General features: G+C 46.9%; 29 protein-coding genes. 8 read left to right on the forward strand and 21 right to left on the reverse strand.

The window, feature by feature from the left end; genetic code table 11:
• Positions 1–115: 115 nt before the first annotated feature.
• The 3 genes from alr to acpS all read right to left on the reverse strand — a co-directional run bounded on the left by alr (position 116) and on the right by acpS (position 2,938).
• Positions 116–1,285 carry an alanine racemase gene (alr, locus tag HWY38_RS13035; protein ID WP_224181990.1) on the reverse strand — a complete coding sequence of 390 codons (1,170 nt, stop codon included), beginning with the start codon at positions 1,283–1,285 and terminating at the stop codon, positions 116–118.
• Positions 1,286–1,400: 115 nt separating this feature from the next.
• Positions 1,401–2,408: a LolA family protein gene (locus tag HWY38_RS13040; protein WP_007410230.1), complete on the reverse strand. Its 1,008-nt coding sequence runs from the start codon at positions 2,406–2,408 to the stop codon at positions 1,401–1,403.
• A 164-nt stretch (positions 2,409–2,572) separates the two neighbouring features.
• Entirely contained in the window at positions 2,573–2,938 is a 366-nt protein-coding gene (acpS, locus tag HWY38_RS13045) for a holo-ACP synthase (protein ID WP_007609580.1), read from the reverse strand.
• Positions 2,939–3,030: 92 nt separating this feature from the next.
• Between acpS and HWY38_RS13050 the strand changes: the two genes are divergently transcribed.
• Complete coding sequence (locus HWY38_RS13050; protein WP_003156193.1) at positions 3,031–3,630, forward strand: rhomboid family intramembrane serine protease; 600 nt, start codon at positions 3,031–3,033, stop codon at positions 3,628–3,630.
• Here the strand turns inward: HWY38_RS13050 and HWY38_RS13055 are convergent.
• From HWY38_RS13055 to HWY38_RS13075, 5 genes are all read right to left on the reverse strand, one after another.
• A complete protein-coding gene (locus HWY38_RS13055) occupies positions 3,627–5,093 on the reverse strand; it encodes a PH domain-containing protein (RefSeq protein ID WP_224181991.1) in 1,467 nt (488 codons plus the stop codon). The two genes, HWY38_RS13050 and HWY38_RS13055, sit on opposite strands and share 4 nt — an antisense overlap.
• Positions 5,083–5,562 (reverse strand): PH domain-containing protein, encoded by a 480-nt coding sequence (locus HWY38_RS13060; RefSeq protein WP_007410226.1) that lies wholly within the window; start codon positions 5,560–5,562, stop codon positions 5,083–5,085. Before HWY38_RS13060 ends, HWY38_RS13055 begins: the two co-directional genes overlap by 11 nt.
• 116 nt (positions 5,563–5,678) lie before the next feature.
• Positions 5,679–7,163 carry a degradosome RNA helicase CshA gene (gene cshA / locus HWY38_RS13065; protein WP_015239193.1) on the reverse strand — a complete coding sequence of 495 codons (1,485 nt, stop codon included), beginning with the start codon at positions 7,161–7,163 and terminating at the stop codon, positions 5,679–5,681.
• A 330-nt stretch (positions 7,164–7,493) separates the two neighbouring features.
• Positions 7,494–8,864: a UDP-N-acetylmuramoyl-tripeptide--D-alanyl-D-alanine ligase gene (locus HWY38_RS13070; protein ID WP_224181992.1), complete on the reverse strand. Its 1,371-nt coding sequence runs from the start codon at positions 8,862–8,864 to the stop codon at positions 7,494–7,496.
• Between the two features lie 76 nt (positions 8,865–8,940).
• Positions 8,941–10,026 carry a D-alanine--D-alanine ligase gene (locus HWY38_RS13075; protein ID WP_003156199.1) on the reverse strand — a complete coding sequence of 362 codons (1,086 nt, stop codon included), beginning with the start codon at positions 10,024–10,026 and terminating at the stop codon, positions 8,941–8,943.
• A gap of 153 nt (positions 10,027–10,179) precedes the next feature.
• Here HWY38_RS13075 and HWY38_RS13080 point away from each other — a divergent pair, with 153 nt between their 5' ends.
• Positions 10,180–10,497 carry a thioredoxin family protein gene (locus tag HWY38_RS13080; protein WP_003156200.1) on the forward strand — a complete coding sequence of 106 codons (318 nt, stop codon included), beginning with the start codon at positions 10,180–10,182 and terminating at the stop codon, positions 10,495–10,497.
• Here the strand turns inward: HWY38_RS13080 and HWY38_RS13085 are convergent.
• Positions 10,494–11,387 (reverse strand): cation diffusion facilitator family transporter, encoded by an 894-nt coding sequence (locus tag HWY38_RS13085; RefSeq protein ID WP_224181993.1) that lies wholly within the window; start codon positions 11,385–11,387, stop codon positions 10,494–10,496. The two genes, HWY38_RS13080 and HWY38_RS13085, sit on opposite strands and share 4 nt — an antisense overlap.
• Before the next feature lie 215 nt (positions 11,388–11,602).
• On the opposite strand from HWY38_RS13085, the gene HWY38_RS13090 reads away from it, so the two are divergent.
• Both HWY38_RS13090 and fbpB read left to right on the forward strand, forming a co-directional pair.
• Positions 11,603–11,782 carry a Fur-regulated basic protein FbpA gene (locus HWY38_RS13090; RefSeq protein ID WP_007609570.1) on the forward strand — a complete coding sequence of 60 codons (180 nt, stop codon included), beginning with the start codon at positions 11,603–11,605 and terminating at the stop codon, positions 11,780–11,782.
• Positions 11,769–11,915 (forward strand): Fur-regulated basic protein FbpB, encoded by a 147-nt coding sequence (gene fbpB, locus HWY38_RS13095; protein ID WP_003156206.1) that lies wholly within the window; start codon positions 11,769–11,771, stop codon positions 11,913–11,915. Before HWY38_RS13090 ends, fbpB begins: the two co-directional genes overlap by 14 nt.
• A 26-nt stretch (positions 11,916–11,941) precedes the next feature.
• Here the strand turns inward: fbpB and HWY38_RS13100 are convergent, their stop codons facing one another.
• From HWY38_RS13100 to HWY38_RS13135, 8 genes are all read right to left on the reverse strand, one after another.
• On the reverse strand, positions 11,942–13,087 hold the full coding sequence (locus tag HWY38_RS13100; RefSeq protein ID WP_224181994.1) for an acyl-CoA dehydrogenase family protein: 1,146 nt from the start codon (positions 13,085–13,087) through the stop codon (positions 11,942–11,944).
• Between the two features lie 114 nt (positions 13,088–13,201).
• Positions 13,202–13,537: a hypothetical protein gene (locus HWY38_RS13105; RefSeq protein WP_032872980.1), complete on the reverse strand. Its 336-nt coding sequence runs from the start codon at positions 13,535–13,537 to the stop codon at positions 13,202–13,204.
• 94 nt (positions 13,538–13,631) lie between these two features.
• The gene (locus HWY38_RS13110) at positions 13,632–14,399 is read right to left on the reverse strand and encodes an ABC transporter permease (RefSeq protein WP_032872978.1); all 768 of its coding nucleotides are present in this window, start codon (positions 14,397–14,399) and stop codon (positions 13,632–13,634) included.
• Positions 14,392–15,318, reverse strand: a complete 927-nt coding sequence (locus HWY38_RS13115) for an ABC transporter ATP-binding protein (protein ID WP_224181995.1) — start codon at positions 15,316–15,318, stop codon at positions 14,392–14,394. Before HWY38_RS13115 ends, HWY38_RS13110 begins: the two co-directional genes overlap by 8 nt.
• A gap of 100 nt (positions 15,319–15,418) precedes the next feature.
• Positions 15,419–16,468, reverse strand: coding sequence for an AI-2E family transporter (locus HWY38_RS13120; protein ID WP_007410215.1), 1,050 nt, complete (start codon positions 16,466–16,468; stop codon positions 15,419–15,421).
• Between the two features lie 185 nt (positions 16,469–16,653).
• A complete protein-coding gene (dctP, locus tag HWY38_RS13125) occupies positions 16,654–17,910 on the reverse strand; it encodes a C4-dicarboxylate transporter DctP (RefSeq protein WP_032872974.1) in 1,257 nt (418 codons plus the stop codon).
• A 108-nt stretch (positions 17,911–18,018) separates the two neighbouring features.
• Positions 18,019–18,690, reverse strand: coding sequence for a response regulator (locus HWY38_RS13130; protein ID WP_061581780.1), 672 nt, complete (start codon positions 18,688–18,690; stop codon positions 18,019–18,021).
• Positions 18,665–20,287, reverse strand: a complete 1,623-nt coding sequence (locus tag HWY38_RS13135) for a sensor histidine kinase (RefSeq protein WP_014416956.1) — start codon at positions 20,285–20,287, stop codon at positions 18,665–18,667. Before HWY38_RS13135 ends, HWY38_RS13130 begins: the two co-directional genes overlap by 26 nt.
• A gap of 80 nt (positions 20,288–20,367) precedes the next feature.
• Between HWY38_RS13135 and HWY38_RS13140 the strand changes: the two genes are divergently transcribed.
• Positions 20,368–21,420 (forward strand): TRAP transporter substrate-binding protein, encoded by a 1,053-nt coding sequence (locus tag HWY38_RS13140; protein ID WP_224181996.1) that lies wholly within the window; start codon positions 20,368–20,370, stop codon positions 21,418–21,420.
• 83 nt (positions 21,421–21,503) lie between these two features.
• Positions 21,504–22,325 (forward strand): manganese catalase family protein, encoded by an 822-nt coding sequence (locus tag HWY38_RS13145; protein ID WP_003156225.1) that lies wholly within the window; start codon positions 21,504–21,506, stop codon positions 22,323–22,325.
• A 23-nt stretch (positions 22,326–22,348) separates the two neighbouring features.
• On the opposite strand, the gene HWY38_RS13150 is transcribed toward HWY38_RS13145, so the two are convergent.
• From HWY38_RS13150 to HWY38_RS13165, 4 genes are all read right to left on the reverse strand, one after another.
• The gene (locus tag HWY38_RS13150; RefSeq protein ID WP_057080623.1) at positions 22,349–22,708 is read right to left on the reverse strand and encodes a YdbC family protein; all 360 of its coding nucleotides are present in this window, start codon (positions 22,706–22,708) and stop codon (positions 22,349–22,351) included.
• Positions 22,702–23,043, reverse strand: coding sequence for a cupin domain-containing protein (locus tag HWY38_RS13155; RefSeq protein WP_014304387.1), 342 nt, complete (start codon positions 23,041–23,043; stop codon positions 22,702–22,704). Before HWY38_RS13155 ends, HWY38_RS13150 begins: the two co-directional genes overlap by 7 nt.
• Positions 23,044–23,177: 134 nt before the next feature.
• On the reverse strand, positions 23,178–23,549 hold the full coding sequence (gene gsiB, locus HWY38_RS13160) for a glucose starvation-inducible protein GsiB (protein ID WP_003156229.1): 372 nt from the start codon (positions 23,547–23,549) through the stop codon (positions 23,178–23,180).
• A 100-nt stretch (positions 23,550–23,649) separates the two neighbouring features.
• The gene (locus HWY38_RS13165; RefSeq protein WP_003156231.1) at positions 23,650–24,456 is read right to left on the reverse strand and encodes an EcsC family protein; all 807 of its coding nucleotides are present in this window, start codon (positions 24,454–24,456) and stop codon (positions 23,650–23,652) included.
• 166 nt (positions 24,457–24,622) lie between these two features.
• Here HWY38_RS13165 and HWY38_RS13170 point away from each other — a divergent pair, with 166 nt between their 5' ends.
• Positions 24,623–24,988 (forward strand): DMT family transporter, encoded by a 366-nt coding sequence (locus tag HWY38_RS13170; RefSeq protein WP_224181997.1) that lies wholly within the window; start codon positions 24,623–24,625, stop codon positions 24,986–24,988.
• On the forward strand, positions 24,985–25,392 hold the full coding sequence (locus HWY38_RS13175; protein ID WP_224181998.1) for a DUF5360 family protein: 408 nt from the start codon (positions 24,985–24,987) through the stop codon (positions 25,390–25,392). The genes HWY38_RS13170 and HWY38_RS13175 overlap by 4 nt, the downstream gene beginning before the upstream one ends.
• The last annotated feature ends 33 nt before the right edge of the window (positions 25,393–25,425 follow it).

Genomic DNA, 25,425 nt, shown 5'->3' on the forward strand with positions numbered 1-25,425 from the left:
CATACACCTCCACCAAACTTACGGATACGACCAATACATCCATCCAGACATAATGATACCATTATTCAAACGTCAAGCAAAGCTGTTTTATAAATTCTCTTTTTCCGGATGACGGCTACTTGTTTGTATTATCTTGCAGTAAAGGATTTCTTACTTCCATTATACTCTCATTTTCCAAAAACATACGGGGAACGCGGGAACTAATGGTACAAGGGACCTCGTAATTAATCGTCTCAAGCCGCCCTGCGATTTCATCCATCGTGATCGTTTCTTCCTTCTGGCTGCCGATCAGGGTGACTTTGGTGCCCGGCGGATAAGATTGATCTAATTCGACCATCAATTGATCCATGCAGATTCTTCCCGCGATGTTCATCCGTTTGCCTCCGATCAGCACAGACGTGCCGCTCAGCTTGCGGAGCCACCCGTCCGCATAGCCGATGGGAACCGTTCCGATCCATTGATCCTTCTCTGCCGTATATGTTGCGCCGTAGCTGACGCTTTCCCCTTTGCGGATCTTTTTCACATGGGATAAAACAGAGTGCAGCGCAAAAGCCGGTTTTAATTGAAACGGAATTTCGCTTTGGATGTCAGCAGAAGGACGAAGCCCGTACATACTGATGCCGAAACGAACCGCGTTAAAGAAGCCTTTTTTAAGACGAAGTCCGGCAGCGCTGTTCGCGCAGTGCACCATCAATTCTTTTAAAGGAAGCGGAGCGATCAATTTTTTAAAGCGGTCAAACTGGAAGAGGAAATAATCTCTGTTTTTCTCATCCGCGGTAGCAAAGTGAGTGAATACGCCTTTACAGACTAAACCGGGATTTTGGCTGAGGATTTTTAACACGCTTTGGATTTCTTCCTCCGTTTTGACTCCGAGTCTGTTCATGCCGGTGTCGACTTTCAGATGAAACGGCACTGTCGCACTTCCGAGGTGGCGCGCAGCTTCCTGAAGCCATTCAACAGAATACCCCGTGAGTGTTACGTCATACTCGGCAGCTGCTTGTACATATTCGGGCGGCACGGCGCCAAGCACGAGAATCGGCGCTGTAATGCCCCGTTTTCTCAATGAAATCGCCTCATCCAGTATCGCTACGGCAAGACACGAAGCACCCGCTTCAAGCGCGGCTTTCCCAACTTCCAAATCTCCGTGGCCGTAAGCGTTCGCCTTTACAACCGCCATGAGATGGACGTTTTGCCCGATGTGTTTTTTCATATGCGTGACATTTTCTTTAATCGCGGACAGGTTGATTTCCGCCCACGTTTCTCTGTAAAAAGATGCTGTGTTCATTGATACACTTCCTAGCATTATTTTCGATTCATATTGTTATTATCATACTAAAATTATTCTGCAAAGTGAAATGGAATCAAAAAAGAGACCGACAGCGGCGGCCTCTTTTTTGACGTTATTTTGACGACTGTCCCTGCATGCTTTTGGCGGCGGCCACCATTTCATCTTTTGTCAGATCCTGTGATGACAGAAGATAATCCACTCCGTCATATGTCCACGTTAAAGACGTATCAGATAATGCGGCCACCGTGAAGCCGAGATTAACCGGTTCGCCTTTCAGCGTGACGGCAGAGGCGGCTTTTGCGATATGGGCTTTTTCTTGAATAAGGGTGAATGATTTTTCTCCGCCGTAAGTCATGACGATCCGTTTGCCGTCCGCCGTTGAAATATCTTTCTCTTCAAGCTTTTTGACACCGGCCGGCACTTGAAGCGGTGTTTTGACCGCAAATGAATCAGACGGCTTGGCGCTTGTGGCGACGTCCATCTGGGAAAGCGTCATATTTTTCTTCTCATCAAAAGAGTCTTTATCAAACGGCTTGTTGAATTCAAAGCTTTTGAATTCGACTTTTACCATCACTTTCCGGTCTGTATCCATGACTTTGACGAGCGACGGGCTCATGTCCTTTTTGTTGAAAGTGATTTCCTGAGTCGGCAGCATTTTGTTGTGCTGATAGTTTGTTTTTGTTTCAAACGTGTACTTTTTATCTTTGGCGGAATAGACGGCGTCTTTGTCATGCTGCACGTCCTTTACAAGTGACTCAAACAAATATACTTGGCTGCTGTTGTTCGGCCAGTCGCTTTGGAAGCGGAAGCTCTTATTTAGAGACGGCGTGAGGACAAAGACTCCGTTGGCGTTCCGTAAGATGACTTGGTTTTGGTCTTTTTTCGGATTTTCCAAATAGACCCGGTACAGGGAAGGTTTTTTATGCCAGATTTCCACATTGTATACTTGCGGATCACTCCCCGTTTCGATGGTCATTTTGGCTTTCGCTTTGTACGAGGTGTATTCTTTCGCCTTCTTATCTAAACCGTTCACGATATCTTCCTGTGATTTTTGGCCGCAGGCCGAAAGAATAAGGACGGCAAGCAGTCCCGTTAAAAGCAAAACAAAGCTTTTTCTCACCTTTTTTCAACCCCTTCTTCTCAATTGATGTAAAGGGAAGAAATCGCTTGTTTGACTTTAACGGTACGCCCTGAACGGACGGACGCGTACCATAAAAGCCTCAAACAACTTGTCTCCCTTAATGCACTATCAAATATATGAAGGGGTTCCGGCTAATATGCAGACTAGCGTGACAACCTTTCAATCACGACCTGTGCCGCGGCGTATTCTTTTGTATGGGTAATGGAGACGTGAACCGCCGCGCCGTCAAGCTTGGCGCAGGCCAGCACAGGCTTTCCCGCCGTGTCGTTTCCGGTTTCAATATCCTGAAAGCTGAGCTCTTTGCCGATACCTGTGCCGTATGCTTTCGAAAAGGCTTCTTTTGCCGCAAATCTTCCCGCGAGAAATTCAATTTTCCTTTTGTCCGACAGCAATGTAAAACGGGCGTATTCAGCCTCCGTCAATATTCTTTGCGGAAACCTCGCCTGCCGGCTGAGCATGTTTTCAATTCTGTGCAGTTCAACGATGTCGATTCCGATTCCGAAAATCATGTGAATTCCTCCTAAAAGTCCGTACTAAAAAACGGTTTATGTCATAAACGTGTTACTATATATGTAACAAATCAGATGCAAAGGGGCTTGCGATGTTTATACGAACGGAAAATTTCCAGACTTTTATCAGACGTTATCCGGCCGTCAGCTGTATCTTGGCGCTGCAGGCGTTCTTGTGGCTGTTTTTCAGTATGCCGCTTCATTCCGTCATGATGTGGTCAGATGCTGTGACCGGCTATAATTACGGCGTTTCCTCGGGAGAATGGTGGCGGCTGGTGACACCGATGTTTTTACACGCGAATTTCACTCACCTTTTGTTTAACTCCATGTCTCTCTTTTTATTCGCGCCCCCGCTTGAGCAGATGCTCGGAAAAGTCCGTTTTCTGATTGTGTACATCGCATCGGGCATCATCGGCAATATCGGCACGTATCTTGCCGAACCGCTTGATTATGTGCATGTCGGCGCATCCGGCGCGATCTTCGGACTTTTCGGCGTGTATGTGTTTTTGACTGTTTTCCGCAAGGAGCTGATCGGCCGGGATCAGTCGAAAATGATTATGACCCTGCTTATCATCGCGGTACTGTCGACGTTTATCAACTCTAATATTAACATTATGGCGCATTTGTTCGGACTGGCAGGCGGATTTTTGCTTTCCTTTTTATGCGTGCAGCAAAAAAAGCGGCGGTATTAACCGTCCGCTTTTTCATATGAATACCAGCGCCCGATGCGTTCGGCATCTTCCTCACTGACATCCTTCAGCATGACATGCTCCATGTGGTGAGCTGATTTCACTGCGGTAGCCACAGATGCGAGCCGCCTTCTTTTTTGCAGAAAGGAGCGGCTGACTTCAAACATCTGCATTCTTCTTCTCAGCATAATCGTGGTCGTCTTCCCGATAAGCCTCGTGGTGATCTGAAGCCTGCCGCCGTTGATGCACCATGACGCTGTCCTAAACGAGGCATATCCAAGCACTATTTCTACGGGAAGCACAAGGAGCGATGCATATCCCCACGGTTTAAACAGAATACAAAGCGGGATGATCACGAAAACCGAGAAGATTATGGATCGGAATAAATACCGGCGCAGCGCCCTTTTCGGCAAATGATTCCGGTTTTCTTCCAGCACGTAATCCGGTGTGAAACCGTTCAGCATCACACCGAGCTTTGATTTGCGGATGATCGGAAACAGAATCGTCTGAGCTCCTTCTTTCTCATTCCCCGCACTTCCGGCGCTGACAATCGCAACCGTCGCGTATCCGAATAATTGCCTGATCACATTTTCTTTCATTTTAATGGCTTGGATTTTACGGAGCGGGATCGTCACTTGATGCTTTTCAATAATTCCTCTGGTGATGACCAATTCGTGTTCTTTTTTTTCTATCTTAAAGTTGGCATGCTTGATCATCATACCGGCGATGCTTAACAGCCAGGCGATGAACAATCCTATGAAAATGATCACGGCGTAAATGCCGATGCTCGCATGCTTGAGAAAGGAGAACCTGTCATAGAGCCAGTCCATCGGAAGTACTTCATCAATCTGAGAAAAGAGGGCGAATACCGCTGAGATGATGACACCGATTCCCCCGGATGTTGAGGCGGCCATAAGCAGCTCACCCACAGACAGGCGGTAAACGGATTGCATATCTTCCCCGCGCATCGGCTCCTGCTCCGCTTCGGTCTCCCCTCGTTCTTCTTGCTCCGCTTTTTGCTGAAAAACAGCCGCTCTGATCCGTTCCGCCTCTTCCACAGTAATGGCGGATAAGACGGCTTCGGCGTTTTTCCCGTCGCCGGCCGTTTCGATTTGAAGCTTAACAAGCTTAAAAAGCTGCTGAATGATGCCGGCACTCGTATTCATTGATTGAATCCGGTCAATGGAGATGTATCTCTTTTTCGTAAAAAACAAGCCTTCTTCAATTCTGAATTCTCCGTCCTCAATCCGGTATGTAAACTTTCTCCACTCGATTACACTTGCCGTAATCAGCCAGATAAGCAGGACGGCGAGCGCAATGCCTCCGTAAAAGCGGATGAAGTGGTTGGAATTAACAATATAGACGAGAAAAAATGGCAGAATAATGTTTTTAATGGTTTCGATAATAGTATGGAATAAGTTCAAAATCACGGCCGCCGGATGCAGACGTTTCGGCTCAGACATCATCTTCCGTCACCCTTGCCAGACGGGAAATGGAATCCCTCAGCCGGTCAGCTTCCTCCATATCAAGCGCCGGAATGGAATGAACGGTTGCCGCCGTGGAGATTTTGACTGAGGCCAGACGATACCTTCTGAGGAGCGGGCCTTGTGAAGTATCTACGTGCTGCACCCTCACCATCGGCACAATGACCCGTTTGACAATAAAAATGCCGGATTGAATATCAATTTCATTTTCATGGACTTCATAGCGCCAGATCCTGTGCCTGATTTTCGGTATGGCATAGACGGATATCACTGAACCGAAGATCCAAATGATGCCGAGGACTCCGGTGATCCAATACGGCCAATGGAAGAAATGGCTTAAAACAGCTGCTGCTATAACGGCCAGAAGACAGAAAGCGGACAGGATGATTTCCTGAAGACGCCAGACTTTTAAGCCGCTTGGACTGATTCGATTTTTTGGCTGTGCTCTCAACATACCTACCTCCCATTTTTTATCATACATACAAATACGGCTGATTTGCAAAAAAGATTCACTTTCCGGCATATCAAAAAAAAGCGGACCCCGTAAAAGGGTCCGCTTCCTGTGTTTTAGTATGATTTTTTCTGGCGTCTGTCACCTGAAGAACGGCGGTCGCTTGAGCGTTTTTTATCGTAGGAAGAACGGTTGTTGGTTTTCCCTTTGCCGCCGCGGTAGCCGCCGCCTTGGCCGTCTCTGCGCTTAGAAGTACGCTGGTTTTTATAGCGTTTGCTGACCATCGGCGCTTCATCAGTGAGGCGTACAGGCGTGCTGTCCGGCTCTTTTGTCGCCATTTTAATGGCTGCAGCCACAACTGTCACTGCATCATGATCTTCTAACAATTCCGCAGCTGCCGTCATGTAGAAGTTCAGGTTGTTTTCGCTGATCGCCGTGCGCAGACGGTCAACCGTCACCTGCTGCTGTCCTTCTAATGCTTCGTCAAGCGTCGGCTCTTTCATGCGGTCCATTTTGCGTTTTGTCGTTTGTTCAATCGCGCGAAGCATGCTTTTCTCACGCGGTGTGATAAACGTCATCGCCATACCCGTTTTTCCTGCACGGCCCGTTCTTCCGATACGGTGAACGTAGCTTTCAGGATCTTGAGGCACGTCAAAGTTGTAAACGTGGGTAACGCCTGAGATATCAAGTCCGCGGGCGGCAACGTCAGTCGCTACAAGCACTTCGATCGCACCTTCTTTAAACTTGCGAAGCGCAACCATACGTTTCGCCTGCGTTAAGTCGCCGTGAATTCCTTCAGCCGCATATCCGCGAAGGTTCAGGGCTTCAGCAAGCTCATCGACACGGCGTTTCGTACGTCCGAATACGATCGCAAGTTCCGGAGACTGAATGTCAAGAAGACGAGTCAGCGTATCGAATTTTTTGCGCTCCTGCACTTCCAAGTAGAACTGCTGAATGTTGGACACAGTCATTTCTTTCGCTTTTACTTTTACGTGTTCCGGCTCAGTCATGAAACGCTCTGCGATCCGTTTGATCGGCGCAGGCATTGTTGCTGAGAATAAGAGCGTTTGGTGGTCGCTCGGCACGTTTGAGAGAATGGATTCAATGTCATCAATGAATCCCATATTCAGCATTTCATCAGCCTCATCCATGACAACCGTATTCACGTTGTTTAAACGGATCGTGCGGCGGTTGATATGGTCAAGAAGACGCCCCGGCGTACCTACGATGATATGCGGGTTTTTCTTCAATGCGCGGATCTGACGTCCGATATCCTGGCCGCCGTAAATAGGCAGTACTTTCGCACGCTTATCTTGTCCGATTTTATATAACTCTTCAGATACTTGAATGGCTAATTCACGGGTTGGCGCGATTACGATTGCTTGAATATTAGGAGACTCGGGGTTCATTTTTTCAACAAGGGGTATACCGAACGCAGCTGTTTTACCTGTACCTGTTTGCGCTTGTCCGATGACATCTTTATTTAAAAGTCCGAGCGGAATCGTTTGTGCCTGGATCGGTGTTGCTTCTTCAAATCCCATACGATTGATTGATTTCATGAGATCAGAACTTAATTGGAAATCTTGAAACGTTATAGTCAAATTATTCAAACTCCTTCTGATTGCTGTTTCAGTAATGTCGTGATTTACCACTAAAAACCGCCCTTTCATCCAAAGGACAGGATCATACGTATACAAAGCCCGAATTACTTTACGTTTAATCTTACCATTACACTATGTGTTTTTCAATAAGGCGAGATGGTCAGGCGGCCGGAAGCGGCCTGACCGGATTCTTCCCGCGAACGAGGCCGGCCCCCGCGCCGGACGGGATTTCCCAGCCGGCGGTCTTTCTTTTTCATACGGACAGAATTATTTCACCATGAATTAGTTTCTTCATTTTTGTATATTTTTATAATGCTGATCAGTATTTTTTCAGTTCTTCTCTAATAAATCTTTAACGATTTCTTCGAGCTTCATACCTCTCGATGCTTTAAACAGAAGGAGATCGCCGGAAGCGGCCATTTCCTGTATGGCGTGAAGCAGTTCTTTTTTGTCAAGATAATGGCTGACGCGCCCTTCTTCAAAATGCCGGCGCGCTCCGTCAGCGATAAATGCGCCGAGTGTGCCGTAAGTAAATACATGGTCGATTTCCGCCGGATTGACCGCAGCTCCGCATTCTTCGTGGAATGCTTTTTCTTCATCACCAAGTTCAAGCATATCACCGAGCACGAGCATTTTCTTCCGATAGCCTTTCATCGTTTCGATTAATTCTACCGCCGCTTTCATTGACGTCGGGCTCGCATTATACGCGTCGTTTACGATCGAGATGCCGTTGTCCGTTTTGACCAGTTCCAATCTCATCCCCGTCACCTTCAGGCGGCTCAGTCCCAGTGCGGCATTTTCCGGCGTAATGCCGAAATAGATGCCGGCGGCGTATGCGGCCATGGCATTCATCACATTATGTCTGCCGAGAACGGGAATAAAGAAGGAACGGTCGATCCCGTCAATATTAAAGTACGTGCCTTCTTCCGCCTGTTTTATTTCTTTCAGGCGGAGATCGTTGTCCGCGCCTGCGCCGTATGTCGTTGTCCGGCAAGTGTACGCCTTTTGGCGGAGCAGCGGCTCATCCCCGAAATAAAACAGAACGCCGTCTTCCCGAAGTCCGTTTATAATTTCAAGTTTCGCCTCCGCAATTCCTTCTCTTGAGCCTAAATCCTGCATGTGGGATTCGCCGATATTGGTAATGACGGCAGCTTCCGGTTCAGCAAGACGGCTCAGAAAATCAATTTCGCCCCTCGCGCTCATTCCCATTTCTAAAACGGCGATTTCTGTATCTTCAGGTATGGCAAGCACAGTCAGCGGCAGGCCGATATGATTGTTGAAATTGCCGGCGGTTTTGTGAACGCGGTACTGAGTGCCGAGAACGGCGTGAAGCATGTCTTTCGTTGTCGTTTTTCCGTTGCTCCCGGTCACCCCGATAACCCGTGTGCCGAGCTCTTTCAAATAAGCTTTTGCCAATGTTTGCAGCGCCTCCAGCGTGTCATCGACCAGGATGACAGCACGCTCTTCCGGCGGATTCGGTTCAGAGCGGTCCCACAACACCGCGGAAACGCCTTTTTCGAAAGCCTGCGGCACAAAGGTGTGGCCGTTAAAATGCTCGCCTTTTAAAGGAATGAACAGCTGATTTTTTTCCAAAGTCCGCGTATCGGTTGCGGCGCCCTCAATCATTGTTTGTTCAAATACGGGATTTGTCAGTGTGCCTTTGACCATGTCTGCAATTCGCTTTACAGTTCGCTTTATCAAAGGTGGCACCTCGCTTTCTGAAAATGTTATCTGTTACGGGAAAAGACACTGCCCCTTCAGGCAGTGTCCGTCTTCATTAAAATGTATGTTTAATCAGCTGTTTTTCGGCATGGCGTTCTTTTGCCAGCTCAACCAGCTGTTCGATCAGATCACTGTAATCTACACCTGCTTCTTTCCAAAGCAGCGGGAACATGCTGAATGGCGTAAAGCCCGGCATTGTGTTCACTTCGTTAATGAGCACTTGACCGTCATTGGTCAGGAAGAAATCGGCGCGGACAAGGCCTGATCCGTCAATCGCTTTGAAGGCTTTAATCGCCATTTCGCTGATTTCCGCATATTGTTCATCCGTCACTTGCGCGGGAATCATTAAATCCGTGTCGCCGTCTTCATATTTCGCCTTGTAATCGTAAAAGTCGGTTTTCGGCGCGATTTCACCGACGGCGGAGCATTTCGGTTCGTCATTTCCGAGTACGCCGATTTCGATTTCTCTTCCGGCGATTCCTTCTTCCACCACAATTTTCCGGTCATACTCAAAAGCCAGTTCGAAGGCTTTTTCAAGCTCTTCACGGTTTCGGCATTTGCTGATTCCGACGCTTGATCCGAGGTTCGCCGGTTTGACGAAGCATGGATACCCAAGCTCCTCTTCAACCTGCTGTAAGCAGCTGTCCGGCGTCTGTTTCCAGTCCTTTTTTAAGAAAGCGGCGTACTTCGCCTGCGGAAGCCCCGCTTGAGCGAACAAATGCTTCATGATGACTTTATCCATGCCGGCTGATGATGCAAGCACCCCGTTGCCGACATAAGGAACGTTCAGCAATTCCAGCAGACCCTGAATGGTGCCGTCTTCACCGTTCGGTCCGTGCAGAAGCGGAAATACGACATCGATCGGCGCCTTTTCGTCAGGCGACGCTTCAGGAAACATTTCCCGGTTCAATGCTGATAGAGCGAAACTTTCACCATTTTGTTCCAGCTGAAGCATTTTCACGTTGGAAACCGGCTCAGTCAGCAGCGGGCCTCTTTGCCATTCTCCTTTTTCAGTGATGTAAATCGGATGTATATCAAACTTCTCAGTATTAAGCGCTTTTGTTACAGCTAATGCTGTCTGCAGCGATACATTGTGTTCGGCTGACTTTCCGCCGTACACCAATCCTAGACTTGTTTTCAATGGATATTCCCCCCACAACAATTCATCTTTACTATCTTATCACTTTCCTCAGAAAATGATCTAATTATTTTTGGGCATTCTGAATATGAAAGCATTTGTATGTAATTCCTTTTTATTTTATATTAAAATGGCATGGAAAAGGAGATGTGTCATATGAAAAAAATCAGTACAACAGAACAATTTAATGAACTTATTCAATCCGACAAGGAAATCATCGTGAAATTTTTCGCTGACTGGTGCCCTGACTGCACGCGCATGAATATGTTCATCGGCGATATTTTGGAAGAATATAATCAAAATGATTGGTATGAACTGAACAGAGACGAGCTCCCTGAGCTTGCCGACAAATATCAGGTAATGGGCATCCCGAGCCTTCTGATCTTTAAAAACGGCGAAAAGAAAGCGCATCTTCACAGCGCAAACGCGAAAACGCCCGAAGAGGTCACAGAGTTTTTATCACAGCATATTTAATTCGTTTCACGATCTTTGTTTATGACTTCAGGCTCTACATGAACATGGACATGAGTCACATCATGTTCATGTTTTATTGCATATTCGACTTCATTGGCTACTTCATGGCCTTCTTTCACAGACAGTCCAGGATCTACCGTAATGACCATTTCCACATAAACCGTGCTCCCCAAATACCTTGCTTTCAAATCCTTCAGCCTGCTGACCTCTTTTATTTCTTTTACTGTGTGTTTATACGGCTCCAAATCTTTCAGATCAAACCCGTCCGTCAATGAGTGGGAAGCATCTTTGAAGATGTCCCATGCCGTCTTACAGATGATGATTCCGATCAGAAAAGCAATGACCGGATCAATCCACGGCAGATGAAGCCGGGCCGTTAAGACGCCTATAAACGCCCCAATACTGACATAGGCGTCAGAACGGCTGTCTTTCGCCGCCGCATGAAGCGCAGAACTTTTAACCCGATCCGCAAGACGGCTGTTATATACATACATGCCGTACATTACAATCGCGCTTCCGAGCGCCGTCCATGCCGCGATGAAGCTCGGCTCGGCCTTCGTTCCGCTGACAATCGCCTTTGCTCCTCCGATCAGCACTTCAATACCGACCGCCATCATAATAAAAGACGCAACTAATGAAGAAATTGTTTCAGCCCGATAATGTCCATAGGCATGATCACTGTCCGCGGGGCGCTGGGAAATCCGGAGCCCGATCAGCACAGCCAGCGATGCGGCAATATCCGTGGCATTATTTAACCCGTCCGCTCTGAGCGCTTCGGAATGATAAATAAGACCGATCACCAGTTTGACGGCGGCAAAGATGAGGTACGCGGCGATATTAAGAATCGCGCCTTTCTCACCCCGTTTTAAGTTTGCCGTTTGATCATTCATGTAAGGACTCCTCCATTCTCATTCATAGTATGGATGGAAAAGCGGAAAAATAGCAGCTTTGATCTGTCAGAATCAAATCAATTCGACAGCATTATTCCCCGGGAAACTTTTTGTCGAAAAATTGGCGGTATTTTTCCTTTACATATGAATATACCCATTGTATACTTTCATTAAATGATAATGATTCTCAATATCATTTGATTAGGAGGGTAATCATGAGGTCTTCTCCTCAGCTCAGATCATCAGTTGAAGGACGAAAAAAACATCTGATCCATTTGCTGATCAATAACGGAATATACAAAAAGTCGGAACGGCATTTATATGAATTATCGCTCGGAGAATTAGAAAGCGAATACAAATATGTTAGGAAGGTGCAGGCTCATGGCGAAACGTAAAATAAAAACATACGAACAGCTGATAAAAGAAAACAAGGCGGCCATTATGAATAATCAAAAGCTGATGAATGTGATCTATGACAGAATTGACCGCAAACATCAAAAACTGCTCCGGCACAACAGCCATACATAAAAAGAGCCTTTTTTAGGCTCTTTTTTTTATTGCTCAAAGGCTTCCGCCGCTAATTTGCCGATGACCGCATCGTCCATCGGCGGATTGTGAAGGCCGGCCCGGGCATCCCGATAATACCGCTGAAGCGGATTGTTTCGCTCCAGGCTTTTTGCGCCGGTGATTCTCATTGCTTTATCAACAACAGAAAGGACGGCATTTGTCACAATATGTTTTGCGGCGCCGAGCTCGTTTTTGATGAAAGGGCGGCGTTTCGGGTCATCATACATTTGCGCCGCCGTGAAGAGAAACTGTCTCGCTTTTAACAATTCAAGCTCCATTTCCCCGACACGCTGCCCAACGGCCGGCACGTCTTTAATCGGTCCGTTCAGGCTGTTCGGCGAATATTCGGATGCAAACCGGACGGCATAGTCCCTTGCCGCTTGAGCGATACCCAGATAAGCAGCGGGAATGTGAAGCAGCCAGCCATTCACTTTCGCCGCTCTCGGCCCGCTGATAAGCTCCACAAGCCGCTCTTCACTGACCGTGACATGATCTAAAAGGAGATCATGGCTTCCGGTCGCCTTCATGGCAATCATATCCCATGTTTCTTCGACCGAGACGCCTGCCTGATCTTTATGAATGAGAAAAACACCGGTCGTTTGTTTTTCTTCAATCCATGCCGTCACAAGCATATAATCTAAAGTCAGCGAAAGGGTTGTAAAGGTTTTTCGGCCGTTCAGCACCCATTTTCCGTCTTTTTTGACAGCGGAGGTGCCGGGTCTTCCTCCCCTCGTCGGACTGCCGGTCTGCCGTTCCGTCGCTGCCCTGTTCAAGACAGCTCCCTTTTTCACCTCTTCTGTGATAAATGAAAAGACATCTTCATCCCAGCTGTTTCCTTCTCCGAGCTCACCCATGACGGATAAATGCCAGCCGATTCCGAGAGCAACGGCCGCGTCTCCCCGCGCCAGCCGTTCCTGAAACAGCACCATATCATAAACGGAAATGCCTGCACCGCCGAATGCCTCTGGTACCGTTAACGCCGTATATCCTGCGTCGCGCAGTCTTTGAATTTTCTCAGCGGGAAAACGGCCCGCCTCATCATCAAGCGGGGCTGTTTTTTGAAATTCGTCTGCAAGCAGGCCGATTTTTTCCATCCATTCCCTCTGCCGTTCATTCTGTATCCATAAAGACACTGGAATCCCCCCATTATAATTCCGATAAAGTTAATAAGTATTATAGAGATTCAAGTCTCGTTTCGCAACTGTGAGGCTGTATAAAAAAACACGCTATTCCATGGAATAGCGCGTTCAGACTGCTTCCGGGCCGCGGTCCTGCTTGAGCCCGAGATAAATCAGCATATATGTGAGATACCCCATCGTCATCACAAGCCCGCCAAAGAAAAAGCTTGAAAAAATCGGCTCTTCAAACGCGGTAACTGCCGCAAGCACGATCCAGCTTGCATACAGATAGATGATGAAATAACGGAATCCCGTCTTCAATTTATATAAGAGAAACAGCCCCACTGTAGAAAACAATCCCAGCGCAAGTCTGAAATAAACAAGATGTTCGAATTGGAACATGAATGACACAAAGGAAAAACCAAGCAATAACACAATCGGTAATGCGGTAATAAAATTTCTCAAGTGAGCACCTCCGTCATTACCTTTATTATAAATCAAAATAGCATAAATTATTGATTTATCGTGATCTTTTTCACAAAAATGTCATTCCTTTACTTTATACCCGAACATCGCGTTTGCAAAAGCTCCACCAAGCGACGGCTAAGAAGAATACGATATGGATAATGATAATGCCTGCGGAAAATAACGGCGTCATTCCCGCAAACAGCGGTTTCGCCCCGCTCATATATTGCGTCAGGTCAGTATTTGCGAACAGCAGAAAACTTCCCCATTTGTTTTGGAAGAGCGACATAATCGTCACGAGTGATTTTGCGCCGTACAGCACGATAAATGACAAAATGACGGCCGTTGCGCTGTTTCGGAATACAGAAGAACACAACAAGCCAAAGCATGCCATCGCAAATGCCTCGACCCAGTTCGTGCCGATTACTTTCAGGGTGTTCATAAGAAGCGTCCCTGATTCAGATGTCACCGACACGCCGAAGAAAGCCATGCCGAACAGCAGAGACAGAACATAGTACGCCGCATACAGGTACAAGCTGACCAAAAATACGGTAATGAGTTTAGATACAAAAATCCGCTCCCGCTTTACCGGGCGGATTAACAAAAATTTGATCGTTTTCTTATCAAATTCAGCGGAAATGATCGTTGCCGCGATCACGATTGTTAACGCCTCAAGCAGAATATTCAGCCCGGGCGCGTACGCCATATAGCCGATGAAATTCTCATCCGTTCCGGAACTGATGACAAGCCGTTTAATGACAAGCGCCATAATAAATTGGAGAACGGCCATCAGAATCAGCGCCACTAATGAGACTTTTCGGTTAAAGAGCTTCATATGCTCATTCGCTGTCAATTTAAACATTCGTCTCCCCCTCCTCTTGAAGCGCCGTCGTCACTTTCATGAATTCATCCTCCAGCGATTCCGCATACGGCATGATGGAATACACGAGAAAGTCTTGTCCGACGAGCGCACGGTTTAATGCCGGGATGTCCTTCTTCGCTACGGTGACGGTAATGCCCCCGCCGTTTTTCTCCGGAGCAAATTGCTGTTGGGACAGCCATTCGAAGGCTTCGTCAGCCGGCTGAATGTCGAGGACGGCTTTTTCTTCTTTTTCCTCAGCGCCGCGCAGAACAACCTCTGTTTTGATCTCACCTTTTTGAATGATGATGACACGGTCGCAAAGGTCCTCCACTTCACGCAATAAATGCGTCGCAAAAAGGATGCTCGTCCCTTCAAGCTCCGCGAGTTCCTTTAAGTGATCGCGGAAATCCTTCATTCCGCCGGGATCAAGCCCGTTTGTCGGTTCATCTAAAATGAGCAGATTCGGACGGTGAAGAATGGCCTGCGCAATCCCGAGACGCTGACGCATACCAAGGGAATACGTTTTAATTTTGTCATGAACGGCGTTTGTGAGCCCGACCCGCTCGATGACTTCCTGAAGCCTGTCCTCTTTGATGTTTTTGTGCATGTTGGCAAAGTGCTTCAGATTTTCCCACCCCGTCAGGTACGGGTAGAATTCAGGATTTTCCACAATCGCTCCGACTGATTCAAGCGCTTTTTCGAAATCAGCATCGTGCTGAAAGCCGTTAATTGTAATCGTGCCGCTGTTTTTCTTTAAAAGACCGACGATGATTCGGATAAGTGTGGTTTTTCCCGACCCGTTCGGACCGAGCAAACCGATGATCTCGCCCTGCCTGACATCCATGCTGATGTTTTTTAAAATGTGCTTTTTGCCTATTGTTTTGTCAAGGCCTTCAATATGTAAAATCGGCTCAGTCATACAGCCTTCCTCCTTTTTCACAAAAAATAAACAGTGCCCGTACATAGGCACTGTCTGCATTATAACATTAGTCATATATTCGTGAAGAGCGGAGCCGACGTTATGTCTTATCCGGGACCGGTCCGTTTTTTTCCTTCTCTTCATTATTGACGACATCCAGAATATCAAGCAGGAACACAAAAATCGGAATTCCGATAATCAAGCCCCAAATGCCGAAGAAATGTTCCGAGAAAATCAGAACCGTAAAGGTAAAAAAGATCGGCAGTTCCGTTTTCGCTGACATCAGTTTCGGATTAAGGAAGTACGTCTCAATCGCATGGATGACGAAAATGACCAGCACGATGTAGATGACATACGCTGCGCCGCCCGTCGTATACGCGATGATGCTGAGCGGAATGAGCGAAATCACCACACCCGCCACGGGAATGAGCCCGAGGAAAAAGACCATGATTGAAAGGCCGAACAGCTGCGGAAAATGCAGAATCGCCAATGCGATCAAGGTGAGGATACAGTTCACCAGCGCGATAATAAATTGGGCTTCAAGCACTTTGCCGAATGTTCTCGCAAATTTGCTGCCGAAATAAGCAAGTTCGTAGTAAAAAACAGACAGCTTGCTGTGCTGAAATTTTTTCATAAACTCCGTGAGCCGCTTTTTCTCGAACAGGAAAAACATGCTGAGAATCAGTGACATCACGACCTGCAAACCGAAAGTGCTGATATCGGCCAAGTATGTATACAGTACATTAAAACCCTCTTTTACATAGGAACCGATATTGATATCGCCGAACACGCTCGATATCTCATCATAAAACGGAATGACATCGGGATGATACGCGATGTGCTTGATCTGCTTAATCAGCTGTTCAATCTGCTTGGCAACAATCGGGTAAAAGACAAAGCCTCCGACAGTCGCTCCGACAGCCAGCGCAATATATAAAACGGTGATGACCACCCTCTGGCTGATCCGGAAAAAATGGTTCAACACGTGCCGGATGACAGTCTCCAGCCGATCCATCAGAAAAGTAAAAATAAACGTAAGCAAAATCAAATTAATCATACTTCGGAATACAACTAACACCCCAGTCAAAACAAGAAAAACGGAAAAACGTCTGACACCCGGATGCTGAAAAAATTTAAAAATAGCCGCCATTTATACACTCCTGCTAGGACAAAAAGCCCTTAGATTTCATCTTTCACTCTCTAATTGTAAATTATATAACAAAATGACGCTAAGGTCTTTGTCCACCTCCTAATAAATTTAAACAAATTTATCTTTTTTACTCATGGAGGCCGAAAAAAAGAACGGCATGCCCGATGCATGCCGTTCCTTTCCTTTTATACCGCCGTTTTCATTTCTTTTACGGCCTGTGTGCTTTTCGTTTCGTCAAACTCATTTTCGCTCTTGGCTACGATGATGGTGGCGATTCCGTTTCCGATCAGGTTGACGATCGCCCTTCCTTCACTCATAAAGCGGTCGACGCCGAGGAGCAGCGCCAGTCCCTCCAGCGGGATAACCTGAAGCGCCGATAAAGTGGAGGCGAGTACGATAAATCCGCTTCCGGTTACGCCCGCCGCGCCTTTTGATGTCAGCATCAGCACGAGAATGATCGTAACCTGCTGGCCGATGGTAAGGTCAACGCCGAACACCTGCGCCAGAAAAACCGTCGCCATGGAAAGATAAATCGAGGTGCCGTCCAGGTTAAAAGAATACCCCGTCGGAATGACAAGGCCGACAACCGATTTGGAACAGCCGTAACGCTCCATTTTATCCATCATCCGCGGAAGGACGGACTCAGAAGAGCTTGTGCCGAGAACGATGAGCAGTTCATCTTTAATAAAACGGAGATAGTTCCACAAGCTGAAACCGAATAGTTTGCAAATGATATTCAAAGCGACAAATACAAACAGGAACATCGTAACGTATACAGACAGCATCAGACTCGCCAGCGGCTTGATGGAATCAAGGCCGAAGTGCCCGATCGTATAGGCCATGGCCCCGAATGCGCCGATCGGCGCCGCGCGCATGATGTAGCCGATGATTTTGAAAAAAACGTGCGACAGTTTATCAAAGAAATCAATAATGCTTTTGCCTCGTTCACCGAGCGCCGCCAGGCCGACACCGAATAAAACAGAAAAGAATAAGACCTGAAGAATGTCGCCTTTTGCGAAAGCGTCAACCATATTTGACGGAACGATGTGAGTGATAAACTCAATCCAGTCAATCCCCTGTCCCCCGTTTTGCGTGTACTGAGAGACATCCCCTTTTTCAAGCTTGCTGTAATCAAGCCCCTCACCGGGTTTCATGATATTGACGACCAGAAGTCCGATAATAAGGGCGATGGTGGTCACGACTTCAAAATAAATAAATGCTTTTCCCCCGACTTTGCCGACTTTTTTCATGTCTCCCATCTTAGCGATGCCGAGCACGATCGTCAGGAATATGATCGGTGCGATAATCATTTTTACCGCATTGATAAATGTATCGCCGAGCGGCTTCATCTGCTTCCCGGCCTCAGGCCATACGAGTCCGACAATGACGCCGATGATCACCGCCGTGATGACCTGCACCGTAAGATTTTTGAAAATTTTCATCCCTACTCCCCCTTGCCTCTCGCTGCGTCTATACGAGAATGATAGCGTTTTCATACGAAGAGGGGAAGCTTATGATCATAACGGACATTTTGGTCTTTTTGGTCTCGGCTAGCGGACGAATTTGTAGCGGTTAACCGGCCGGCCCACTCCCCCGTATTGAATGTCGAGCTTAATCTGGCCGTCTTTCTCAAGAAAATCAAGATAACGCCGCGCCGTCACCCTTGCGATCCCGAGCGCTTTGGCGGCTTCTTCAGCTGAAAGCGGCTCCGTCTGCTGTTTCATATAAGTCAAAATTTCATTCATCGTAAAATGATTTAACCCCTTCGGCAGATCCCGGGACGGATTTTGCGGAATTTTAAGCAGCATGTCAAGCTGCTCTTGCGACATGGTGTCATGCTCTTCAATTTTCCGTTTATATTGTTTATAGTTTTCGAGCGCCTGTCTCATCCGCTCCAGCTTAAACGGCTTCAAAATATAGTCGGCCGCACCGTTTTGCAGCATAAGCTGGATTGTTTCTTTGTCTTTTGCGGCCGAGACGATGATGACGTCCACTTCGAGCTTTTGTTTTCTGATTTCCTGGAGCGTTTTAATTCCGTCTTTTTTCGGCATGTATACATCTAATACCACGAGCCCGGGCCGCAGATCTTTTATAAGCCTGATTCCCTCGTCTCCGTCAGCGGCCGTGGCGATGACGCGGAACCCCGAAACACCGGTGATAAATTCTTTATTCACCTCCTGCACCATCGGATCATCTTCAATAAGCAGCACCTTGATGTCCATCGAATGATTCCTCCCCCTTCATCGGAAATAAAATAGAAAATGCCGTTCCCTGTCCCTGCCGTGTGTCGACTTCAATAACGCCCATCCCTTTGTCGACGATTTGTTTGACGAGGTACAAGCCGTATCCCGTTCCTCCCGTTTTATTGACGGTAAACCCTTTGTCATAAAGGCGCGGGATGTGCTGATCGGAAATCCCGCTTCCGTTGTCTTCTATTAATATAGCAAGCACTTCATCATTTTGCTCGATACTGATGTCAATATGTTTGTCCTCCGTGTCCGCTGTTTCGAATGCGCCGAACGCATTCTCAATTAAATTGCCGAGCAGGACGACGATGTCATGCTGGTCGACATGCTCCGGAAATGCCGAGAAACTGCTGTTTTCATCAATTTTCACAGAAATGCCAAGCTCTTTTCCTCTTTTGATTTTGCTTAACAACAGCCCCGCCGCAGCATCATTCTGAATGGCCTGATGAAGAAAATCAGTGACGCTTTCTTGTTCTGACGATTCCTTAAAAGCAAGCTGGAGCGCTTTTTCTGATTTTCCAAGCTGAATCAGTCCCGCGATGGTGTGAAGCTTGTTCATATGTTCATGATTTTGAACTCTGAGCGCATCGACAAAATTTTTCACACCGGTCAGTTCTTCCGCCATTTTCGCCGCTTCCGTCCTGTCCTGAAAAATGGCGACGGCTCCGATGACCTTCTTTTTCATGACGATCGGAATTCTGCTGCTCATGATCACCTTTCCGCTGACTTGGATTTCTTCATTGTATACGGCTCGGTTCCGCTCGACGATCTCAGGGAGCCGCGAATCTTTTAACACGTCCCAGATCAGCCTGCCATCGGTCTCTTGTCTGACATTGAATATCTGCTTCGCTTTTTCATTAAAAATGGTGATGTGATGCTGGTTATCAATCGCGATGACGCCCTCATTCATTGAATGAAACGTAGCGGTCCGTTCCTCATACATTCTCACGATCTCATGGGGCTCCAGCCAAAACATTTGTTTTTTGATGTGGCGGGCCAGTAAAAAGGAGCCGGCCAGTCCGAACCCGAGCGCCAGCAGAACGATAAACAGTATTTCATGTTTCAGCTGAAGAAGAATTTCACCGAATCCGGGCAGCGTTTTACCGGCCAGAACAACGCCGATCTGATTCAAATCCCGGTCTTTGATGGGATAAAAAGCGCGGACGGCGGTGCCGATCTCTCCCTTTGCTTCGGAAAAATAAATGTGCTCGGCGAACGCCGCGGCTTCGTCCTCACCCCTTGAACGCTTTCCGATCATTGTGCTGACGGGATGTGAATAGCGGATATGATCCATATCCATGACGACGATGTAGTCCGCTTCATTGATGATCCTTATTTCTTCGACCGCATGGCGCACGTCTTCCCTTTGTTTTTTCTGCTCGAGGGCGCGTTTGACATCGGTCATCTCAGATACCGTCCGCGCGGTATTCATCAGCCGTTTTTTCAGCTCGCGCTCCTCTGTATGCTGAATATTGCCGATCAGCACGATGCCGACGATCAAAAAGGTAAAAAGCACGACGATATACGAAAGTATGGTGATTTTCCAGCGGATGGTGAGCTTTTTTTTCGTCATTGGCCTCTTCCTTTCCGTCTCTTTACGAAAACGGCCCGCCCGATTATGCTTGTTATAGAAAATGGCGGAGGGGGTTTTCGATGAAAAGCTTGCTGACTTGTCTCAGCCTGATGGTACTCGGTATCGGAACCGCTTTATTCATCGGCTTTCATGATCATTTCTCAACGGAAGAACCGTATTATGATGACGAACAGGAAGGCCTGAAAGATCAAATCGTTTTCAAATTCAGCCATGTCGTTGCTGAAAACACGCCTAAAGGGCGGGCGGCGAATAAGTTTGCCGACCTTGTCTATCAAAAGTCCGGCGGCACCATTAAAGTAGAGGTGTTTCCAAACGGGAGCCTCTATTCAGATAATGAAGAAATAAACGCCCTCCAAAACGGGGACGTGCAATTCATCGCTCCCTCCACCTCAAAGCTCGGATCACTGTCTCCCGAATGGGGTGTTTTGGATCTGCCGTACGCGTTTACAAACTATAAAGCCGTGCAAGAAGGCCTCAACGGCAAAATCGGCACACGCCTGTTCACTTCATTAGAAAAGCATCATTTGAAAGGACTGGCGTACTGGACGAACGGGTTTAAGCAGCTCACGTCAAATAAAGGGCCGATCTTCTCTCCGGACGATTTGAAAGGACAGGCGCTCAGGATCATGCCGAGCAGCGTGATCGAGGACCAGTACCGCCTGCTCGGCGCGCACCCGCGGCAGGATTCCTTTAATTCCACGTTTCAGCTCTTGGAAAGCAATCTCGTAGACGGAGAGGAAAATACGATTTCAAATATCTATTCTAAAAAATTTTATAATGTTCAAGATTATTTGACAATCAGCAATCACGGGTACCTCGGTTATGCCGTGATGACCGACGAGCATTTCTGGAATTCACAGACAGAAAAAACGAGAACCATCTTAACGGAGGCGATGAGAGAAACGACGGAATGGAACGAAGCCTCCGCTGAGAAAATGAATAAAGACCAGCTTGAAGAGATAAAGAAGAATTCATCCATTCATATTCATGTGCTGAGCAAAGCGGAAAAGAACACATGGATGAAACGCCTCGACCCGATTTACGGACAATATGAACAGGTGATCGGCCGCGGGCTTGTGCAGGATTTGTTATCCTTGCGCCGCGAGCCTTAGCAGGACCAATACGCCCATCTCCGTTTCATCCCTTTTCCCGCCGGGGAAGTAAATAGGGACAGAGCAAAAAAGGAGATGGAGACATGTTTACACATACGAAAAAACTGCAGCATCCGGCTAAACCGGATCGTCCTGACCCGCTGTTCGCAAAAAAGATGCAGGAAATTTTAGGGGGACAATACGGGGAAATATCCGTCGCCATGCAATATTTGTTCCAAGGATGGAATACACGGGGCAATGAAAAATATAAGGATCTTCTGATGGATACCGCGACGGAAGAAATCGGCCATGTCGAAATGATCGCGACGATGATTGCGAGACTGTTAGAAGACGCCCCGCTGGCAGAGCAGGAAAAAGCGGCTGATGATCCGGTCATCGGGTCCATTTTAGGCGGGATGAACCCGCATCATGCCATTGTCTCAGGACTCGGCGCCATGCCGGAGAGCAGCACGGGCGTTCCGTGGAGCGCAGGCTATATCGTCGCAAGCGGAAACCTTCTGGCAGACTTCCGCGCCAATCTGAACGCCGAATCACAAGGAAGGCTTCAAGTCGCACGCCTGTATGAAATGACCGATGATAAAGGCGTGAAAGATATGCTCAGCTTTTTATTGGCCCGCGATACCATGCATCAAAACCAATGGCTTGCGGCCATTAAAGAATTAGAAGAACAGGAAGGTCCGATCGTTCCTTCGACATTCCCGAAGGCGCTGGAAAAACAGTCATTCTCCCATAAGCTTATTCATTTCTCAGATGGAGCAGAAAGCGCTGAACAAAATTGGCTGAAGGAAACAGCGCCGGACGGAGAACCATTTGAATACGAAAAGGAACCGAAAGCGCACGGCGAAATAGCTAAGCTGGACCCCGTCCCGCCGTATGTCCACAACACGCTTCCCGGACGAAAATAAAAAAGCCTCTAAAGGGGCTTTTTTTATGTGCGCACAACTGTCCAATCCGGTTCGTATCGGATGTCCAGGTGATGTAACAGCTCGTGAATGAAAGGTTCATCCCCCTCGTACAGCATCACTTCCATTGATAGAATCGCAGCCTTCTGCTCGTTTTCTTCGTATATGCGGTCATGTTCGTTCTCCATAAAATCATCATAGGCCTGTCTGTCCTCCCAAACGCTGATGATCTCTGCGATGAACAGGCCGTCTGCGTTTTTCCGCCAGCCGCCTGCCTGTCTGACGAAGCCATTTACACATGATAATGCTCCCCACCTTGACTGTGCTTGCGCAAATGCTTCAGCGTTTGCAGTGTCTGTTTCACATACAATCTTTTTGATCAGCATGACCGTTCCTCTGTGATGACTGTTTTCGCATGCGTATGCTCGACACAGAGATTCACGGTTCTGACGTAAGAGCGGGTGCGGTGAATCGTGCCTTTCGGGATGAGCAGGCTGTCATTTGCTTTGAGCACTGCGGTTTCTTTGTCCTTAAAATCGATCAGCAGCTCACCTTCCAGAACGATGAACCATTCATCTGAGTCAGGGTGATGGTGCCAGTCATATTCTCCCGTAAACACTGCGAGGCGCACACAGTGGTCATTGATCTCCGCGATTGAAAAATTGTCGTGTTTTTCTTTGACTTTATTGGCGATAGCGAGCAAATTCAGCATGTCAGACACGAGTGAAAAACCCCTTTTTTATTTTATTGTATCGGTTTTGCGGCTCAGATCAAGATTTTCCCAAAATCAAAAGCGATCCGGCTGATGTGCCGGATCGCTTTTGATCTGCAGGTTGTCTGCCTTTTATGCTTTTATTAGCTGCTTCGTCTGTTTCCGCCTTTTTGGCCGATTTCTTTATAAAACTCTTTGTCATGATTTTTACTTGTAGCTTCTCCGCCTTTTTGGCCGATTTCCTGATAGAATTCCTTGTCATGGTTATTGCTTGTGGCTTCTCCGCCTTTTTCACCGATTTCCTGATAGAACTCTTTGTCGTGATTTTTGCTTGTGGCTTCTCCGCCTTTTTCACCGATTTCCTGATAGAATTCTTTGTCGTGATTTTTGCTTGTGGCTTCTCCGCCTTTTTGACCAATTTCCTGATAGAATTCTTTGTCATGGTTATTGCTTGTAGCTTCTCCGCCTTTTTTACCTGCTTCTTCTCTGCTCATTTTGTTATTATCTTGTGCCATTTTTGAATTCCTCCTTTAATTGGTGTTGGTTGTTGGTTTCCCGATTTCAGAACTGATAAACAAAGAAAACACATTGAATGTGTTTTCGGGTGGTTTTTTATCATTCTGTATCGTTCATGCGTTTTAGAATCCGGCGTTTTTTATAAAGCATGATGCCTGTTTCCGCGATGCTTTCTAAAGCTGAACGGTTGGCGGACGCGCCGAAGATGATGCCTGCGGCCGGAACCATTTGCAGCAGTTTTTTCGCGGCGAACGTATCGCGGTAGCTGTAAACGACTTCCCGCCAGCCTTGGATTTGCGAGGCGACGCGCTGATAGGTTTGGTCGTTTTGATCATATTGCCGTAAATCTTGCAGGATCGCTTTTTTTCCGATGACGTCACTGGATGCAAGCTGAAGCAATTTGACGATAAACACGCGTTCTTTTTTGTCTTTCGGATCAAAGCCGTAAGCAACCGCGATATCTTGCAGCGTCTTTAAGGACAGGCCGAGCATCGCCGGAATGTCTGCCGCCAGCGTGAATACACCGCCGACTCCCGTTGCGGCTCCCTGCACCGTCGCGGCCTTTACGCTTGTACGCGCTATGGCTTCTGCGATTTCGTCCATGACGGCAAGCGGCGCATTGCGGATGTCGTGAAGCGTTTGACATGTACCGTGCGGCAGCCGTTTTTGAAACTTTTTCATGATGCGCTTTTCTGATGTAAGGTACTGTCCGCCTGACTGAATAAACGTTCCCGTTTCATCGAGAATGAGTCCGATTTTCCTCTGAATAAATTGCGGTGTCAGCTTGTCCAAAAGCTGAAACGGCAAGCGGGTGAATGTTTGCCAGAACATCGCCCTCTGCTGCGCCTTTTCCCATTTTTGAATGTCTCTCAGTTGTCTTTCCAGGTCTGTCCGCTCTTCTGTCACCCGTCCTGCACGTCCTTTCTGATTTCTTTCTACATAGTATACCTTTATGGCGTTTTCTTTTTACACCCGGCCGGACTTTTTATCCGGAAAACATTCCATTGATTAATTTTCTTCAAATTCTATATATTGTATAATTTTGAATAATACGATTGAAGGAGAATGCTGTATGCAATGGATTTATTTAAGTTTAGCGATCATTTTTGAAGTATTGGGTACGGTCAGCATGAAATTATCAAATGGATTTACAAAACTTGTTCCAAGTATTTTATTGTTATTGTTTTATATCGGCATCCTTTGTTTTCTTACTTTGACTTTGAAATATATAAGTGTCTCCATCGCGTATGCGGTCTGGTCGGGAATGGGGATCGTACTGATTTCCGCGATCGGAATTTTTTTCTTTCATGAACAGTTCTCTGTTATAAAAGCTGTCTCTGTTCTTCTGATCATCATCGGTGTTGTTTCCTTAAACTTTATTTCTGAAAGTGAAACATCATCAAACGGCATCAGCGTTCATACGGACAAAAACAGATGATGAAAGGGTTAAAGGTTCTCTTCCTCATTACAGATATTGGATTTATTGTTTATTGGATTGTTACTTTTTTTGAGTGGATTCCAAAAAACATGGTGTTTAAAGATTATGATAACGCCCTGATAATGGCCTGGAACTGGTCATTCTTTCCCTTAGATATTTTCATTTCATTAACCGGGCTGTACAGCTTGTTTCTTTATAAACGGAAACATGCGTTATGGCGCTCTTTCGCATTAATATCACTTGTGCTGACCTTTTGTTCAGGCCTGCAAGCGATTGCCTTTTGGGTATTTATCGGTGATTTTGATTTTATGTGGTGGGCATTCAATCTGTACTTGCTTCTTTATCCTTTATATTTTATTCGGAAATTGCTGGTCTCTCGTAAAAATAGCTGTCATTCTTTTTGATGAAGCGGTTTTCTTTTTCTTCAGGCGGGAAAC

Source organism: Bacillus sp. KS1, assembly GCF_020075515.1.
GTDB lineage: Bacteria > Bacillota > Bacilli > Bacillales > Bacillaceae > Bacillus > Bacillus velezensis.